The sequence below is a fragment of the Sphingomonas koreensis genome (assembly GCF_002797435.1).
In the GTDB taxonomy this organism is placed as follows: domain Bacteria; phylum Pseudomonadota; class Alphaproteobacteria; order Sphingomonadales; family Sphingomonadaceae; genus Sphingomonas; species Sphingomonas koreensis.
The window spans coordinates 2,036,511-2,053,404 of the sequence record NZ_PGEN01000001.1 but is presented as its reverse complement, the minus strand read 5'-3'; the positions used below and the strand labels follow the sequence as shown (position 1 = coordinate 2,053,404).

At 68.0% G+C, this 16,894-nt stretch carries 16 protein-coding genes; 5 read left to right on the top strand and 11 right to left on the bottom strand.

The genetic code is table 11. The features are described from left to right. Positions 1-64: 64 nt before the first annotated feature. Together BDW16_RS09590 and BDW16_RS09585 are read right to left on the bottom strand one after the other, a co-directional pair. Positions 65-781 (bottom strand): NAD-dependent deacylase, encoded by a 717-nt coding sequence (locus BDW16_RS09590; protein ID WP_066578998.1) that lies wholly within the window; start codon positions 779-781, stop codon positions 65-67. Beyond that, on the bottom strand, positions 774-1,103 hold the full coding sequence (locus tag BDW16_RS09585; protein ID WP_066578994.1) for a YnfA family protein: 330 nt from the start codon (positions 1,101-1,103) through the stop codon (positions 774-776). Before BDW16_RS09585 ends, BDW16_RS09590 begins: the two co-directional genes overlap by 8 nt. 63 nt (positions 1,104-1,166) lie before the next feature. Between BDW16_RS09585 and BDW16_RS09580 the strand changes: the two genes are divergently transcribed. From BDW16_RS09580 to pdeM, 3 genes are all read left to right on the top strand, one after another. Further along, a complete protein-coding gene (locus BDW16_RS09580) occupies positions 1,167-3,575 on the top strand; it encodes a ligase-associated DNA damage response DEXH box helicase (RefSeq protein ID WP_066578992.1) in 2,409 nt (802 codons plus the stop codon). 76 nt (positions 3,576-3,651) lie between these two features. Further along, a complete protein-coding gene (locus BDW16_RS09575; protein WP_066578990.1) occupies positions 3,652-4,602 on the top strand; it encodes a retroviral-like aspartic protease family protein in 951 nt (316 codons plus the stop codon). A gap of 31 nt (positions 4,603-4,633) precedes the next feature. Next, a complete protein-coding gene (pdeM, locus tag BDW16_RS09570) occupies positions 4,634-5,296 on the top strand; it encodes a ligase-associated DNA damage response endonuclease PdeM (protein WP_066578988.1) in 663 nt (220 codons plus the stop codon). A gap of 3 nt (positions 5,297-5,299) precedes the next feature. Here pdeM and BDW16_RS09565 read toward each other — a convergent pair whose 3' ends face one another. The 6 genes from BDW16_RS09565 to BDW16_RS09540 all read right to left on the bottom strand — a co-directional run bounded on the left by BDW16_RS09565 (position 5,300) and on the right by BDW16_RS09540 (position 11,013). Beyond that, positions 5,300-6,001, bottom strand: a complete 702-nt coding sequence (locus BDW16_RS09565; protein WP_066578985.1) for a head GIN domain-containing protein — start codon at positions 5,999-6,001, stop codon at positions 5,300-5,302. Positions 6,002-6,151: 150 nt separating this feature from the next. After that, on the bottom strand, positions 6,152-6,877 hold the full coding sequence (locus BDW16_RS09560; RefSeq protein ID WP_066578980.1) for a head GIN domain-containing protein: 726 nt from the start codon (positions 6,875-6,877) through the stop codon (positions 6,152-6,154). A 108-nt stretch (positions 6,878-6,985) separates the two neighbouring features. Further along, positions 6,986-7,519: a CarD family transcriptional regulator gene (locus tag BDW16_RS09555; protein WP_066578977.1), complete on the bottom strand. Its 534-nt coding sequence runs from the start codon at positions 7,517-7,519 to the stop codon at positions 6,986-6,988. A gap of 270 nt (positions 7,520-7,789) precedes the next feature. Beyond that, complete coding sequence (gene fdxA, locus BDW16_RS09550; RefSeq protein ID WP_066578973.1) at positions 7,790-8,131, bottom strand: ferredoxin FdxA; 342 nt, start codon at positions 8,129-8,131, stop codon at positions 7,790-7,792. 103 nt (positions 8,132-8,234) lie between these two features. Beyond that, entirely contained in the window at positions 8,235-8,534 is a 300-nt protein-coding gene (locus BDW16_RS09545) for an RNA-binding S4 domain-containing protein (RefSeq protein ID WP_066578971.1), read from the bottom strand. Then, complete coding sequence (locus BDW16_RS09540) at positions 8,527-11,013, bottom strand: helicase-related protein (RefSeq protein WP_066578967.1); 2,487 nt, start codon at positions 11,011-11,013, stop codon at positions 8,527-8,529. The genes BDW16_RS09545 and BDW16_RS09540 overlap by 8 nt, the downstream gene beginning before the upstream one ends. Before the next feature lie 211 nt (positions 11,014-11,224). Here BDW16_RS09540 and BDW16_RS09535 point away from each other — a divergent pair, with 211 nt between their 5' ends. Both BDW16_RS09535 and BDW16_RS09530 read left to right on the top strand, forming a co-directional pair. Beyond that, positions 11,225-12,736 (top strand): M23 family metallopeptidase, encoded by a 1,512-nt coding sequence (locus tag BDW16_RS09535; RefSeq protein WP_066578966.1) that lies wholly within the window; start codon positions 11,225-11,227, stop codon positions 12,734-12,736. Then, on the top strand, positions 12,726-13,427 hold the full coding sequence (locus tag BDW16_RS09530; protein WP_083954320.1) for a LamG-like jellyroll fold domain-containing protein: 702 nt from the start codon (positions 12,726-12,728) through the stop codon (positions 13,425-13,427). Before BDW16_RS09535 ends, BDW16_RS09530 begins: the two co-directional genes overlap by 11 nt. Here the strand turns inward: BDW16_RS09530 and BDW16_RS09525 are convergent, their stop codons facing one another. The 3 genes from BDW16_RS09525 to BDW16_RS09515 form a co-directional block, all read right to left on the bottom strand. Continuing rightward, positions 13,428-15,044: an ATP-binding protein gene (locus BDW16_RS09525; protein ID WP_371836701.1), complete on the bottom strand. Its 1,617-nt coding sequence runs from the start codon at positions 15,042-15,044 to the stop codon at positions 13,428-13,430. It lies immediately after the preceding gene. 123 nt (positions 15,045-15,167) lie between these two features. Beyond that, positions 15,168-15,890, bottom strand: coding sequence for a TIGR02186 family protein (locus BDW16_RS09520; protein ID WP_066579121.1), 723 nt, complete (start codon positions 15,888-15,890; stop codon positions 15,168-15,170). Between the two features lie 86 nt (positions 15,891-15,976). Beyond that, positions 15,977-16,891, bottom strand: a complete 915-nt coding sequence (locus BDW16_RS09515) for a sulfite exporter TauE/SafE family protein (protein ID WP_066578964.1) — start codon at positions 16,889-16,891, stop codon at positions 15,977-15,979. Between the last annotated feature and the right edge of the window lie 3 nt (positions 16,892-16,894).

Here is a 16,894-nt window from a genome sequence, read left to right as displayed (position 1 = left end):
GCGGCTCCAGTTCAGTCCCGGAGGCTGAGTGGGCCCCGGCACAAGGCCGGGGTGACGAACCCGATCAAGATACCGCGCCGCTCTGACCGAGCAGCGAATCCACCCATTCGGGGACGAGCGTACCGGCGGGGCCGAGGCGGCTCTCGCCGAACCACGCACTTCCTTCGGAGCGGTCGAGGTTGAGCTCGAGCGTGTCGGCGCCGTGGTAGCGCGCGGTGCGGACGAAACCGGCGGCGGGATAGACCGCGCCCGAAGTGCCGATCGACACGAACAGGTCGGCGCGGGCAATGGCGGCGTCGATCGCGTCCATGTGATAGGGCATCTCGCCGAAGAAGACGATGTCGGGGCGCAGCGACGGTGCGCCGCACGTCGCGCATCGCGTGCGGGGCGGAAGCGTGTCGGTCCATGGCTTGCGCGCATCGCACTCGGCGCAGAGCGCGGCGTTGAGCTCGCCATGCATATGGATCAGCCGCTTGGAACCCGCCCGTTCGTGCAGATCGTCGACATTCTGGGTGACGAGCAGCAATTCGCCCGGCCATTGCGCATCGAGCCGGGCAAGTGCGTGGTGCGCGGCATTGGGCGCGACGGTGGCGAGCTTGGCGCGGCGTTCGTCGTAGAAGCGGTGGACCAGCACCGGATCGTGCGCGAGCGCCTGCGGCGTGCAGACATCCTCGACGCGGTGCCCTTCCCAAAGCCCGCCGGGACCGCGAAAAGTGGCGACGCCGCTCTCGGCCGAGACGCCCGCGCCGGTGAGGATGACGATGTTGCGGATGTCAGGCACTGGCGCTCCTCGGGCCGAACAGGATGATCGCGGTGCCGGCGAGCGCGACTGCGCCGCCGATCACGTCCCAGCGGTCGGGGCGGGCGCCCTCGACCGCCCAGAGCCAGAGAATCGCGGCGGTGATGTAGATCCCGCCATAGGCGGCATAGGCGCGGCCGGCATGGCTGGTCTCGATCCAGGTCAGCGCCCAGGCGAAGACGATCAGCGCGGCGATGCCGGGGACCAGCCACCAAGGCGACTTGCCGAGCCGCAGCCATGCCCAGAAGGCGAAGCAGCCGGCAATCTCGGCCAGCGCGGCGAGGACATAGGCGAAGAGGGTCATTGCCGGGGGGGCTTAGCGCAATCGGTAGCGAGCGCGTAGGGGGGATGGCTATATGGCAAGCGCATGAGCGACCTTCCCCCCGTCCTTGAGCACTGGTTCGCGTCGCGCGGCTGGACGCCGCGGCGGCACCAGCTCGACATGCTCGCCGCCGGGCGGGCGGGACGCCACGCGCTGCTGGTCGCGGCGACCGGGGCGGGCAAGACGCTGGCCGGGTTCCTGCCGACGCTGACCGAGCTGATCGAGCAACCGGGCGAGGGGCTGCACACGCTCTATATCTCGCCGCTCAAGGCGCTGGCGGTGGACGTGCAGCGCAATTTGCTGACCCCGATCGAGGAGATGGGCCTCGACATCCGGGTCGAGACGCGCACCGGCGACACGTCGCACGAGAAGAAGGTCCGCCAGCGCGCGCGGCCCCCGCAGATCCTGCTGACCACCCCGGAGTCGCTCAGCCTGCTCTTGTCCTATGAGGACAGCTTCCTGATGTTCGCGGGCCTCAGGACGGTGGTGGTGGACGAGGTCCATGCCTTTGCCACCGGCAAGCGCGGCGACCTGCTGGCGCTCGCATTGGCGCGGCTGCAGACGCTGGCGCCGGGGATGCGGCGCGTCGCGCTGTCGGCGACGGTGGCCGATCCCGACGGCTACCGCGCCTGGCTGGCCCCGCATGGCGAGATCGACGCGGTCGAGCTGGTGACGGGGGAGAGCGGCGCCGAGCCCGACATCGCGATTCTGCTGCCCGAAGGGCGGGTGCCCTGGTCGGGTCATTCGGGCCTCTATGCGATCCCGCAGGTGATGGCGGAGATCGAAACGCACAAGACGACGATCGTCTTCTGCAACACCCGCAGCCTGGCCGAGCTGGTGTTCCAGAATCTGTGGAAGGTAAACGAGCTCAAGCTGCCGATCGGCGTGCATCACGGAAGCCTGAGCCTGGAGGCGCGGCAGCGCGCCGAGCAGGCGATGGCCGAGGGCCGGCTGCGCGCGCTGGTCGCGACTGCGAGCCTCGACCTCGGCGTCGACTGGGGCGATGTCGATTGCGTGATCCAGATGGGAGCGCCCAAGGGCAGCTCGCGCCTGTTGCAGCGGATCGGGCGCGCCAACCACCGGCTGGACGAGCCGAGCGAGGCCGTGCTCGTACCCGGCAACCGCTTCGAGTATCTGGAGGCGCGCGCGGCGCTGGACGCGGTGGAGGCGGGTGAGCTGGACCCCGACATCTTCCGGCCCGGCGCGCTCGACGTGCTGGCGCAGCATGTGATGGGGCTGGCCTGCGCGGCGCCGTTCGATGCTGCGGAGTTGCTGCGCGAAATACAGGGTGCCTTGCCCTATTCGGCGCTGAGCGAGGATGTGTTCGAAGCGGTGCTGAACTTCATCGCCGATGGTGGGTATGCGCTGCGCGCCTATGACCGGTTCAAGCGGCTGACGCGGGACAAGGACGGGCTGTGGCGGGTGACCAAACCCGCCTTTGTTGCGCAGCATCGGCTGAACGCGGGGATCATCGTCGAGGCGCCGATGCTGGAGGTGCGCTTCAGGAACGGGCGGCGGCTGGGCCGGGTGGAGGAGGCGTTCGGCGCATCGCTCTCGCCGGGCGACCGTTTCTTCTTTGCGGGACTCGCGCTGGAGGTCGAGCGGGTCGAGGTGACCGACATCATCGTGCGCGCGACCACGAAGACTGCGCGGTTCGTGTCCTATATGGGCGCGCGCCTCGCGATCACCTCGACGCTCGCGGCACGGGTTCGGCGCTTCTTCGCCGAGCCGGAGACCTGGTCACGCTTTCCGGCGGATGTCCGCGAATGGCTGGAGGTGCAGGCTCATCGCTCGCGGCTGCCCGCGCCCGGCAAGCTGCTGGTCGAGACCTTTCCGCACGACGGGCGGCACCATATGGTCGCCTATTGCTTCGAGGGATGGAACGCGCACCAGTCGCTCGGCATGCTGGTGACGCGGCGGATGGAGGCGCTGGGCCTGAAGCCGGTCGGGTTCGTCGCCAACGATTATGCGCTGGCGGTCTATGGGCTGGAGAAGATCGAGGATCCCGCGCCGCTCTTCTCGCCGGACATCCTCGAGCATGAGTTCGTCGAATGGGTGCAGGGCTCAGCGCTGCTCAAGCGCGCCTTCCGCGAGGTGGCGATCATCGGCGGGCTGGTCGAACGCCAGCAGCCGGGGAAGAAGAAGACCGGCCGCCAGGTCACCTTCTCCACCGACCTGATCTACGACGTGCTGCGCAAGTACGAGCCGGATCATCTGTTGCTGCGTGCGGCCTGGGCCGATGCGCGCGCGCGGATGACCGATATCGGGCGGCTGGCGCGCCTGCTCGACACCGCGGTGGATCGGATCGAGCATGTCGATCTCGATCGCGTCAGCCCGATGGCGGTGCCGGTACTCATCATGATCGGACGCGAGACCGTAGCACAGGGTGCTGCAGAGGATGCGATGCTGATCGAAGCCGAAGCACTGGCGGCAGAGGCGATGCGGATCGACTAGCGGCTGCCGAAGCGCTGCGATCTTTCGACCAACGGCATTTGCTGCGCAGCATGAAGAGGCGTATCGTGCGCAGGTTATGCAGCTCCGCCTGTTGACGCCCTTGCTGATCGCATTCGCTGCGGCCCCTGCGGCGACACAGGAGACGCCTGTGCCCGCCGTTCCGGCCGCGGACGATGCGAGCGGCACGCTGGCGCTGGGCGCGATCGCCAATCGCATGACCGTGCCGGTGTCGATCAACGGCAGCAAGCCGCAACCCTTCATCATCGATACCGGAGCCGAGCGCTCGGTTATCTCGCGCCAATATGCAGGCGCCCTGAAGCTTGCGGCCGGGCCGCAGGTCACGCTGACGACGATGACGGGGAGCGCCAAAGTGCCGACGGTGGTCGTGCCCTCGCTCACCATGGGCCCGGTGCGCGACACGCAGGCCTTCAACGCGCCGGCGCTCGAGGCGGTGCATATGGGCGCTCACGGCCTGCTCGGGATCCAGCAGCTGCGAACGCACATGGTGTCGATCGATTTCGACAAGGAATTGATGACGGTGCGCCCGTCGCGCCGTGCAGGCGGAAAGTTCACTCCGCGCCCGGCCTTCAGCGACGAGATCGTCATCACCGCCAAGAGCCGGATGGGGCAGCTCATCGTCACCGAAGCGTGGTTCGAGGGGACCAAGGTAACGGTCGTGCTGGATACCGGATCGCAGATCAGCATGGGCAATCTGGCGTTGCAGCGGAAGCTGCGCCGCATCCGGATGAAGGGGCCGATCACGATGACGAGCGTCACCGGGGAGACGCTGACCGCCAACTATCATATCGCGCATCGCGTCGAGCTGGGCGGCATCGTCCTGAGCGAGCTGCCGGTGGCGTTCGCCGATGTTCCGCCGTTCGCGCGGTTCGACCTTGCGGATCGGCCGGCGATGATGCTGGGCATGGATGCGCTGCGCGGATTCCGCCGGGTCGAGATCGATTTCCCCGACCGCAAGGTCCGGTTCCTGCTGCCGCGCGCTGGCAGAACGGGAACGCGGCTCGATTGACCTGGCCGCGCGGTGCGGCGATAGCAGGGTCATGGTTCCCTTTTCGTTCGCCGATCATGCCTTGTGTGCGCTCCCCGAGGGCGCGATCTACTGGCCTGCGCGGCAGGCGTTGATCGTCGCCGATCTGCATTTCGAGAAAGCGAGCTGGTTTGCCGCGGGCGGACAGATGCTGCCGCCCTATGACTCGCTGGCCACGCTGACGGCGCTGACGGCGCTGGCCGAGCGGACGCAGCCGCGGGAGCTGTGGTGTCTGGGCGACAGCTTCCACGATGCGGACGGGTGCGACCGGCTGCCCGATGGCGCGCGCGCTGCGCTGGCGGCCCTGACGGCGGCGTTGCGCTGGGTGTGGATCACCGGCAATCACGATGCGGCGCTTTCCGGCGATATCGGTGGCGAGATCGTCGAGGAGGCAGAGGTCGACGGGCTGCTGCTGCGGCATGAGGCCGAGCCGGGCGAGACGCGGCCCGAACTGTCGGGGCATTTCCATCCCAAGCTGCGCGTGCGGCTGCGCGGCCGGCATGTCGCCCGGCGCTGCTTCGTCGCGACCCCGGCCAAGCTGATCCTGCCCGCATTCGGCGCGCTCACCGGCGGGCTCGACGCGCAGCATCCCGAAATCATCCGTGCCGTGGGGCGCGGCGCGGAGGCGCTGGTTCCGCTCGACGACCGGCTGCTGCGCTTCCCCCTGGCGGCCTAGGGTCTAGCGCCCCTCGGTCTTGCCCGCGCAGCTTGCCGGTCCCGGGCCGGCGATGCGGCACGCGGCATTGCCTTCGACCCGCGTCGATCCGGTGCCAAGCGCCGATATGACGGCGGTGAACCGTGCGGTGAAACGGCTGTCGCCCGCGCTTTGTGCATGTACGGTCAGATCGTTGACGGTAAGGGCGGAAGCCTCGATCGATCCCGCGCCATAGGAGGTGAATCGCGCGTTGCGGGCGGTTCCGCCGTTCAGGCGGACGATCCCGGTGCCGGTCAATGTCGTGACGAGCTGATCGGCGGCGAGGCGGGCTATGGTCAGCGATCCGGCGCCGTTGACGCCGAGATCGACCCGCTGGCCGGTGATGTCCGCAATCTCCAGCCTGCCGCCGCCATTGACGTTCGCGGCACGCAGCCTGGGCACGGTGACGCTGACCCGGGCCTGCCCTTCCTTGTCGCGCCAGCCGTCCCGCGTCGCGATGCTGGCGCTGATCACCAGGACGCCGCCTTCGCTGCGGACATTGACCCGTTCGATCGCCCGGCGATCGCCGGTCACGGTCGCGGCGGGCGATCCCGCAGCCACGCGCACCTCGAACGGTCCGTCGATGCGGATCCGGTCGAAGCCGGTGAGCATGACACGGCGCTCTTCAGCGGCCGGCGCGAACCCCGCGGCAAGAAGGGCGAACGGGATCAGCAAGGCGATGCGCATCGCCGGTGGATCGCATCAATCCACCGCGATGCGCAAGCGGCGCGGTTTGACGAGAAGAGGGTAACGCCCTCTGCAGCCTTTCCAACGATGCTGCGCATCCCCGGAGCCTTGGGCTGCTCCGCGAGCCGGCACCGCCTCGGCTACCCCCGTTCAGCTGCAGCGCGCTTCGCCCGAGCCCATTTTGCTGATCGAGCATTTGGCGCCGCCGGTCAGCTCGACATCGCCCGATCCGACGATCGAGATGTCCGCTTCGCCGGTCACCTGAGCGCGAAGGTTGCCCGACCCCGCGATCGAGATATCGCCGCGCGCCGCCTTGAGACCGGCTGCATCGATATCGCCCGAACCGGCGATCGAGGCGTCGATCTCGCTTGCCTGGCCGGCGGCGATCCGCAGGTCGCCCGATCCTGCGATCGACAGATCGGCCTTGCCGCCCGCGAACTGCGCGATGCTGAGATTGCCCGATCCGGCGATCGAGGCATCGAAATTGCCCTCGGCGCGATCGACGGTCATGTCGCCCGATCCGGCGACGCTGGCGCTGAGCAATTTGGGAAGCGTCACGACGATCTTCGCGCCCTGGCCGCCACCCCATTTCCAATCGCCGTCCTTGCGGCCGATGCGCAGCGTGTCGCCGTCCTTGCGGATTTCGAGCTGGTCGAGCAGCGCGCTGTCGCCCTCCGCCGTCACCTTGAAGGCGGGGCCGTTCCTGACCTCGACATTGTCGGCGCCGCGCAGGGACACTTCGGTGAATCCGGAAACGTCGAAGCTGCGGGTGGTGCCCGACCCGCTCGGCTTGACGACGTCTCCGCTCATCCCGTTGGCGAAGTTGCAGGCGGCCAGCGGGAGGGCGGCGGCAGTAATGGCAAGGGCGAGCTTCATCGCGACTCTCCTGTGTGTGTTGTCATGATAATACACTCGCCGGATCGGCGGCGCAAACGAAAAGGGCGGCCGTTGCCGGCCGCCCTTCCCGGTTCGACTCAGCAAGCCTTATGCAGGCGCCTTGTCCTTGTTGTAGATCGCTGCGGCGGCGCGCAGGATGTCGAGCAGCTTCTCGAGCGCGGCCTTCTCGTCGATCTGTTCCATCGCGGCGAGCTCGCGGGCGAGGCGCGACGCGGCGGCTTCGAAGATCTGGCGCTCCGAATAGCTCTGCTCGGGCTGGTCGTCGGCGCGGAACAGGTCGCGGACCACTTCGGCGATCGACACGAGGTCGCCCGAGTTGATCTTCGCTTCATATTCCTGCGCGCGGCGCGACCACATGGTGCGCTTGACCTTGGGCTTGCCCTTGAGCGTGTCGAGCGCTTCCTTGAGCGTCTTGTCGCTCGACAGCTTGCGCATGCCGACGCTCTCGGCCTTGTTGGTCGGAACGCGAAGCGTCATCTTTTCTTTTTCGAAGCGGAGCACGTACAGCTCGAGCTGCATCCCCGCGATTTCCGATTTCTGGAGTTCGATCACACGGCCAACACCGTGCTTGGGGTAAACGACATAATCGCCGACATCGAAGGACAGCGCCTTGGCAGCCATGTGTGGGAAGCCTTTCTAATCAACGTGGCCCCTTTGGGATTGCGCGCATCGCCCGGTGCGGTTACCGGGGTGAAGGCGGCAGTCGGGGCAAATCAACAACGGTCTCCAGTACCGAAACGCGATTCCTCGCGTCCGGCGCGCTGTTTAACACAGATGAAATAAAATTACCACCCCGGAATCCGCGGATTTCGGGATGCTGCGGCGCGGCAATGGGTGGGGGAGCGGGCCGGTGCCGCAGCCGGTCGTCAGGCCGGCTCAAACGGCGAGACCTCAGTCGCCGGCGCCGGGCTCCGGCGAGAAATAGGCGTCGTACTTGCCCTCTTTGCCCTTGAACTCGTCCGCATCGGCCGGGGTCTGGCCGGCGTTGCGCGTGACGTTGGGCCATTGCGCGGAGAAGGTGTTGTTGAGCTCGAGCCACTGTTCGAGGCCGCTCTCGGTATCGGGCAGGATCGCTTCGGCCGGGCATTCGGGCTCGCACACGCCGCAGTCGATGCATTCGTTGGGGTTGATGACGAGCATGTTCTCGCCCTCGTAGAAACAGTCGACCGGACACACCTCGACGCAGTCCATATACTTGCAGCGGATGCAGGCATCGGTGACGACATAGGTCATGGCGGTCTCAGGCCCCTAGAGCGCCCTGGCGGGCGGTGAACCTGTTCCTGCTATGCCCGCGTTCGGGGCGCGTCAATCAAGAGACGCTTTCTGCGATACATTCTCAATTTTCAGGCTTTTCCGCGGGTGCAGCCGGTCCCGGAAGCAATTCCTGATAGAGTGCGGCGGCTTCGGGCGCCGGACCCCGGCGACGCGGCAGCGCTTCGACGCGCAGTACCCGCACCCGGCCGCGCAGCGGAAAGGCGATGATCGAGCCGATACGGACCTGCGCCGACGATCGTTCGATCCGCCGCCCGTCCAGCCGCAGCGTTCCGGTTTCGGCCATGTCCTGCGCGGCATTGCGTGTCTTCACCAGCCGCGCGAACCACAGGAAGCGGTCGAGCCGCATCGTGCCGTCACTCATCGACCAGCTCCGCGAGCGCGGCGAAGGCCCGGCCCATCGACGTGTCGCGCGGCGGCGCTTTTGGCTTTGCGAGCGGGGTCAGCCCCTTCCACACCCAGCGCTGCGGTTCGCCCCTGGGCGTGCGCACGCTCTGGAACCCGATCTGCGCCATCAGCCGGGCGAGCGTGTCGGGCCCAAGGCCGATCGAAGTCGCGAGCGCCGGATCAGGCGTGAAGGGCGCGCGGCCCTTTCGCGCCTCGTGCGCGGCGTGCGCGATCCGTTCGGCGAGGTCGATCCGCACCGCCTGGGCGCCGAAGGGCCGGAAGCCGAACTCAAGCGCGGCCCCCGGGGTGGCGCGGGGGAGGACCGTGGCGCCCTCCGGCGGTGCGTCGCTGAGGCCGAGCAGGGCGCGCCGTGCTGCGGCGGCGCGAGGCTTGAGCAATGCGGGCACGAAGATGTCGAGCGTGCCGATCGTGACCCCGGCCTTGCGCAATCGCTTGCGGTCCTGCGGGTCGAGCGCCTCGACCTGCGCACCGGCGGCGCGCCGGGGGAGCAGTCCGCCCGCTTCGACGAGCAGGCCGGCGAGCGCGCGCGTGCGGCTGCCGGCCGCTTCGTCGCGGCTCAGCGCGTCGATCCTGGCGAGATCGGGGAGGTCGGCGGCGATGCGATCGGCGAACCAGCGTTCGATCCGGTCCTGCGCGGCGCCGCGGACCCGCGCATCGAGGACATCGAGCGCACGGTCGAGCCGGATTCGCGGGCGGATCGGATTGCCGGTCGCCTCGATCGTGGCGACGGGGACGCCGCGCCATGCGATCGCAGCGGCATCGAGTGCAAGTTCGTCGTCGGGCGCCGCGACCAGCGAATCCCCGCGCCGGCGCAATTCCGCGGCCAGGCCCCGTTCGGCGGCGGCGAGCAGCATGCGCTTGTCGGCTGCGCGTGCATCGGGATCGACCACGAAACGGAAGCCGTGGAGATGGCCGAGAACATGGTCCTCGACGCTGACCTCGCCCTCCGGTCCGACTTCGACCGGGAGGTGCGATGCGCCGGCACCGATCTGGCGCAGCAATACGGTCGTGCGCTTGTCGACGAAGCGCTGGGTCAGGCTGGCGTGGAGCGCGTCGGAGAGCTTCTCCTCCAGCGCCCGGGTCCGTTCGGCCCAGTGAAGCGGCTCGGCGAGCCAGTCTGATCGTTGGGCGATATAGGCCCAGCTGCGCGCCGCGGCGATGCGGCCTGCGAGCGTTTCGACATCGCCGTCCATCCGGTCGAGCCGGGCGATCTCGTCGGCGAACCATTGGTGCGGGATATGGCCGCTGCCTTCGCTGAGATGCTTGAAGACGCGCGCGATGAAGCGGGCGTGCGGGTCGGCGCCGAGCTTGCGGAAATCGGGGAGGCCGCATGCCGCCCAGAGCCGCGCGACCGCACGGTGCGAGCGGACGCGTGCGCGGACCCAATCCTCGCCCGCCAGCCGCTTGAGCACGCTCAGGTCCACCGCTTCGGGCGCGGCGCGCAGCACCGGCGAGTCGGGCTTGCGTTCCAGGCTGGCGATCAGCGCATCGATGCTGGCGAGATCGGGTTCGCCCTCGCGCCAGTACAGGTGATCGAGCGCGGGGACATGGTGATCCTCGATCGCGCGGATTTCCTCAGGGGTGAAGGCGCCCGGCCCTTCCTCGACCAGCGATCCGAAGGTGCCGTCGCGCTGATGCCGTCCGGCGCGGCCCGCGATCTGCGACATTTCGGCGATGGTCAGGCGGCGCTGGCGGTGTCCATCGAACTTTGAGAGCGAGGCGAAGGCGACATGGCCGACATCAAGGTTGAGGCCCATGCCGATCGCGTCGGTGGCGACGAGATAATCGACCTCGCCCGACTGGAACATCGCGACCTGTGCATTGCGAGTGCGCGGAGACAGCGCCCCCATCACCACCGCGGCGCCGCCGCGAAGCCGGCGCAGCGCCTCGGCCACGGCATAGACCTCTTCGGCCGAGAAGGCGACGATGGCGGAGCGCTTGGGCAGGCGGGAGAGCTTCTTCGCACCGGCATAGCTCAGGGTCGAAAAGCGCGGACGGGCGACGATCTCGGCCTCGGGCACCAGCTTCTTCAGCACCGGGCGCAGCGAATCCGAGCCGAGGATCATCGTCTCGTCGCGGCCGCGCGCATTGAGGATCCGGTCGGTGAAGACATGGCCGCGCTCGGGATCGGCGCCGAGCTGTCCTTCGTCGATCGCGACGAATCCCACCTCTCTGTCGGTCGGCATGGACTCGGCGGTGCACAGGAACCAGCGCGCGCCGGGCGGGACGATCCGCTCCTCACCCGTCACCAGCGCCACCTCCTTCGGCCCCTTGATCGCGACGACGCGATCATAGACCTCGCGTGCGAGCAGCCGCAGCGGAAAGCCGATCATCCCGCTCGAATGGCCCGTGAGCCGCTCGATCGCGAGATGGGTCTTGCCGGTGTTGGTGGGACCGAGCACCGCAGTGACCGGGCTGTTCGAAAAGCGGCTCATTACCGGCTCAAGATCGGGCGATGATGCGGGCCGCGCAAGGCCTGTTTGCCCGTTCCCGACAAGTGGCACGCCCTGCCCCCCTCTGCGCACGCCCTGTCGCAACTACCCATATTGAGAAGCCTGCTTAATTTGACTTTAGGGAGTTGGTTGCACAACGATTCGATCCGCTGCCGGGGGTCGGCAGCATCTAGGTTTCGGGGGGCAGCGCACCTTGTTCCTGCGCGGCGATCATGGGTTCGAACAGGCGGGCGGCACCAATGCCCGTTCGTTCGGCCGCGCGCTCGTGGTTCGCAAGGCCACGCTGGGCGACCGGTTGCGCGAGCGTTTTCCCGATTTCGACCCTGTTCCCGATCTTGGCTCGCGCATCGGCAGCGGCGAATGGTTCCGCGGTGTCGCGACCTGCGCGGCTCTGTGCGGGGCGGTGGTGCTGCTCTCGCCCGGCTTCGAACGGCCGATCTATGCCAGCGTCCCGGCGGCGCTGACCGGTACCGATGCCGATATCGCGCGCGCGCAGGCGATCGCGCCGATGGCGGCAGGATCGGCGACCGGCACGAAGCTGGCGGCCACCAGCCTCGTCGCCAACCTCACCGACACGCCGGAGCGCCCGATCCTGCAAAGCACGGTGACGCTGGGCAGCGGCGGTGCGCTGCAGGCGGCACTGACGCGTTCGGGCGTCGGCAAGGCCGATGCGGCACGCGCCGCCGATCTGGTTGCCGGCGCGGTGGCGCTGGGCGACCTCAAATCGGGCACGCAGCTCGACCTTACCCTCGGCCGCCGGGTCGACAAGGCGCAGCCCCGTCCGCTCGAGAAGCTGGCGTTTCGCGCGCGCTTCGACCTCAGTCTCGAACTGGTGCGCAGCGGCGGCGGGCTGGCGCTCAACGAAATCCCGATCGCGATCGACCATACCCCGCTGCGCATCCGCGGCCGGGTGGGCGAGAGCCTCTATCGCTCGGCGCGTGCCGCCGGAGCGCCCGCCAAGGCGGTCGAGGCCTATATCCGCTCGATCGCGACGCGCGTGCCGATCGGCCGCGTTGGTGCCGACAGCGAATTCGACATCATCGTCGAACAGGCACGCGCTGCGACCGGCGAGGTCCAGATGGGCAACCTCCTCTATGCGGGCCTCAATGGCGGCGCGGGCAAGCTCCAGCTGGTCCGCTGGGAAGAGGATGGCCGGACCACCTGGTATGACGGGCGCGGGACCGGCGAGCGCAAGGGGCAGATGGCGATGCCCGCGGCGGGCCGGATCAGCTCGGGCTTCGGGCTGCGGCGCCACCCGGTGCTCGGCTTCTCGCGCATGCACAAGGGGCTGGACATCGCCGCAGGCTATGGGTCGCCGATCCGTGCGGCCAATGACGGCACGGTCGCCTTTGCCGGGCGCAATGGCGGCTATGGCAATTTCGTGCGGCTCAACCACAGCGGCGGCATGGGCAGCGGCTATGGCCATATGAGCCGGATCGCGGTGCGCAGCGGCCAGCGTGTCGCGCGCGGACAGGTGATCGGCTATGTCGGATCGACCGGCATCTCGACCGGTCCGCATCTGCATTACGAGCTCTATCGCAACGGTGTCGCGATCAATCCGCGTTCGGTGTCTTTCTCGGTCGTTCAGGCGCTGAGCGGCGGCGATCTGCGCGAGTTCAAGGCAAAGCTCGCCCGGCTGCTGGCGGTGCCGGTGGGAGGGACGCGCGGCAACAAGCCCGGGACCGACAACGCCGGTGCGCGCTGACCGCCGGATAATACTGGTCGGCGGCGGCGCACTGCTGGCGGGCCTTTCACCCGCTGTGGCGAAGAAGCGCGATACCGAACTCTGGACCTTCGATTCGCTGAGGCGGATCGGTGGACTCAAGCCACGGATCGAGGGCGAGCCGAAGCTGATCGATAGCCCCTGGGGCAAGGCGGTGGCGTTCGACGGCACGAACGACGTGATCTTCCTCGACCGGCATCCGCTGGCCGGCGCGGCGCGCTTCACCTTCGAAGCGCTGTTCCGTCCCGATGGCGGGGCGTTCGAACAGCGCTGGTTCCACCTCGAGAGCGGCGCGGACACCGATCCGACCGCGAAGACCGGCACGCGGATGTTGTTCGAGATCCGGGTCGAGGGGAGCGAATGGTATCTCGACACCTTCATCCTCGGGCCCGGCTATCGCCAGCCGCTGATCGTGCCCGAGAAGCGCTTTCCCGTCGGCCGCTGGCACCATGTCGCGCAAAGCTATGACGGGACGACCTATCGTGCCTTCGTGAACGGCATGCTGCAGGCCGAAGCCGCGCTGGCCTTCACCCCGCAGGGGCCGGGCCGTGCTTCGGTCGGCATGCGGATGAACAAGGTCAGTCCGTTTCGCGGTGCCGTGCGCCAGGCGGCGTTCACGCGTGGCGAGGCGCTGGCGCCGGACCGGTTCGCGCTCGCTGTTCCGAAGAGGTGATCAGCGGCCCTGGGCGCGCCAGCGCTTGATCGTCCGCTCCAGGCTCGCTTCCTCGCCGCCGGAATGACGCCACAGCTCGGAGAAGAGCGGATCGTTGGAGGCGGGGCGCTTGGCTTCGTCGAGCGCATCGAACGCGACACGCACCGGGGTCGCGACGCCTTCGCCGACCATGATCGCTTCGCGGTTGCGCAGCGCCGGGATCGAATCGAGGAAGCCGCGCGCGCCTTCGGGCATCGCCGCGCGGACGAAGGCCTGATCGCGATCGTTGTTGAGGCGCATCGCGATGATCGTGCCGCACTGCGACAGCACGCCTTCGGCGAGGTCCGACGGGCGCTGGGTGATCAGCCCCAGCGACACGCCATATTTGCGGCCCTCCTTGGCGATGCGGCTGAGGATCCGGCCGACCGATGACCCGTCGGCGTTGCGCTCGTTCGGCACGTAGCGATGCGCTTCCTCGCAGACGAGCAGGATCGGGCGCTGCGCTTCGCCGCGCGACCAGATCGCATAGTCGAACACCATCCGGCTGAGCACGGCGACGACCACGGACGTGATCTCGCTCGGCACGCCCGACACGTCGATGATCGAGATCGGCTTGCCGTCGCCGGGCAGGCGGAAGATGCGGCTGATGAAGCTCGCCATCGTGTCGGCGACCAGCATGCCCGAGAACATGAAGGCGTAGCGCGGATCGGCCTTGATCTCGTCGATCTTGCCCTTGAGGCGCAGATAGGGAGCGGTATCGGTCGCCTTGTCCATCTTGCCCATCTCGTTCTGGATAATCTGGGTCAGGTCGGACAGGAGATAGGGGATCGGCGCATCGACGGTGAGCTTGCCGAACTCGGCGGCGAGCCGGTTCTTCTGCTTGGCCATCAGGATGCATTTGGCGAGGATGTCGCCATCGACCTGACGGTCCGATCCCGCGGTGGTCAGGAAGACCTCGCAATGCTCCTCGAAGTTCATCAGCCAATAGGGCATGGCCAGATTGCTGACGTCGAACAGCGCGCCATTGGTCTTGAACGCGGCGGAATATTCGCCGTGCGGATCGATCATCACGATATGGCCCTGCGGTGCGAGCTCGCAGATGCGATGAAGGATCAGGGCCGTGCTGGTCGACTTGCCGGTGCCGGTCGATCCGAGCAGCGCGAAATGCTTGCCCAGCATCGCATCGATATAAAGCGCGGCGCGGATGTCCCGGGTCGGATAGACATTGCCGACTTCAATGTGCGGGCGATCGTCGGCGGCGTAGATCTGGCGCAAGTCCGCGGTCGATACGGGAAAGACCCCGGTGCCGGGTGGGGGGTAGCGGGTGACGCCACGGCGGAAGCCATAGAGCTTGCCGGTCAGCTTCTCCTCGACGCCCTCGCCGAGAAAGTCGACCTGGGCGACGATCCGGCCGCTGGCATCGTCGAAGCGAAGTGCGCGGACATTGGCCACGAGCCAGCTCGGGCCTGAGCGCATCTTCACCTGGCTGCCGACGGTGCCGGCATTGGCGATCGCCGGATCGGCGCTGCCCGAAAGCGAGTCGAGCGCCGCGGGATCGAATACGATTTCGCTCGATGCGCCACCGATCGCGAACACCGCGCCGATGCCGGTAAGCGGCACGCCGGCAGGCTCCGCGATATCGGATGCCGGACGGATGGTCTCGAAACGCTGTCCGCCCAGATCTTCGGTCGTCAAGGCAAGCTCCCCCGGTTCAACCGAACCAGTATGGCGCATTCAAAGTAAAGAATCGGTTCGCAGTGCCTAGAAACGGCGCCAGATCGCACCTGCCGCCCAGCCGAAAAACACCGAGAGCAGCACCGCGGCGATCCCGTAGAGGACCGAGGAGCGCTCCGCGGCATCGGCGATCCAGCGCTCGAACCCCGACTTGCGGATGTCGATGTCGCGTACCGCAGCGGCGAGCACGCGGCCGTCGCGGATCAGGAAGGTTTCTGCGGTGAACCGCCCGACGGGGACGCGCGCGGGGATGTTGATGCGGCCGCGATAGAGGACTCCGTCCGAAATCTCGACCGAGCCCGGCGCCTCGTAATAGAGGCCGGTACGCTTCTTGAGATCGACCAGCCCGGCGTCGAACCGTGCCTGCACCGCCGGTACCGCGCCGGAGGCCGGCGAGAGCTGAAGGCTGTCCAGCCCGAGCTCGTAGATGGCGCGAGTCCGGGCATCGACGATGTCGCGGATGGGGCGTGAGGAGGCGACCGCATAGAAGGACGGGGCCGAGCGGTAGCGAGTGCGGTCGGCATTGACCCAGATGCCCGCGATCTTCTGCTTTTCGCGCACCAGCACCGACTCGGTCGGCCCCTTCACCACCACGACGATGTCGGCGGGCGGTTCGCCTGGCTGGGCGGCGCTGCCTCCGGCATGGATGATCGCGCCGAACAGCAGCAGGTCGGCGCCGGTGAAGGAATAGGCGATCTCGATCTCGCGCTGGGAGACGTCGGGAACGAGGACGGGCTTGGCCTGACCCATCAGCAGCGGCGCGGCGAGAGCCAGAAGGAGGGAGGTTTTGTGTGAAGGGCGTTTCAGCGAAGCTGAAACCAATGCGAACAGCTTCCTCATCCCGGCGTCACCGTGAAGATCTCGTCGGGACGCCAGGCGAGGCCAAGCACCATGCGCAGCGCGACCAGCAGCACCATCACGGCGAGGACGAGGCGGAGATATTCGGGCCTGGCCCTGGCGGCGAAGCGGGCGCCGAGCTGTGCGCCGACCACCGAGCCGAGCAGCAGCAGCACGGCGAGGACAATGTCCACCGCCTTGGTCGTCACCGAATGGACCATCGTCGCGGCGGCGCTGACGAAGAGGATCTGGAACAGCGAGGTGCCGACCACGACCTGTGCCGGCATGCCGAGCAGATAGAGCATCGCCGGAATCAGGATGAACCCGCCGCCGACACCGAGCAGCATCGTCAGGATGCCGGTCGCGAAGCCGAGCAGCAGCGGGGCGAGCGGCGAGATGTAGAGGCCCGAGCGGTAGAAGCGCCAGCGCAGCGGCAGCGCCGCGACCATCGGATGATGCCGCCGCCGCTTGGCCTTGGGCGCCACCCCGGTGCGCCGGGCGCTGATCGCGCCGAGCGACTCCGACAGCATCAGCCAGCCGATCGAACCGAGCATCAGGACGTAGAGGATCGCGATGACGGTATCGATCTGCCCGCTCGCCTGAAGCAGGCGGAAGAGCAGCGCCCCCGCGCCCGAACCCAGCACGCCGCCGGCGATCAGCACCGCGCCCATATGGAGGTCCACCCCCTGACGGCGCAGATGGGCGAACACGCCCGAAACGCTCGCGCCCGTCACCTGACTGGCCGAAGAGGCGGCGGCGACGGTAGGGGGGATGCCGTAGACGATCAGCAACGGCGTGGTGAGAAACCCCCCGCCCACGCCGAACATCCCCGACAGCAGCCCGACGCCCAGCCCCAGCATCACGATCACGACCGCGTTGACCGAAAGATTGGCGATGGGGAGGTAGAGGTCCATGGG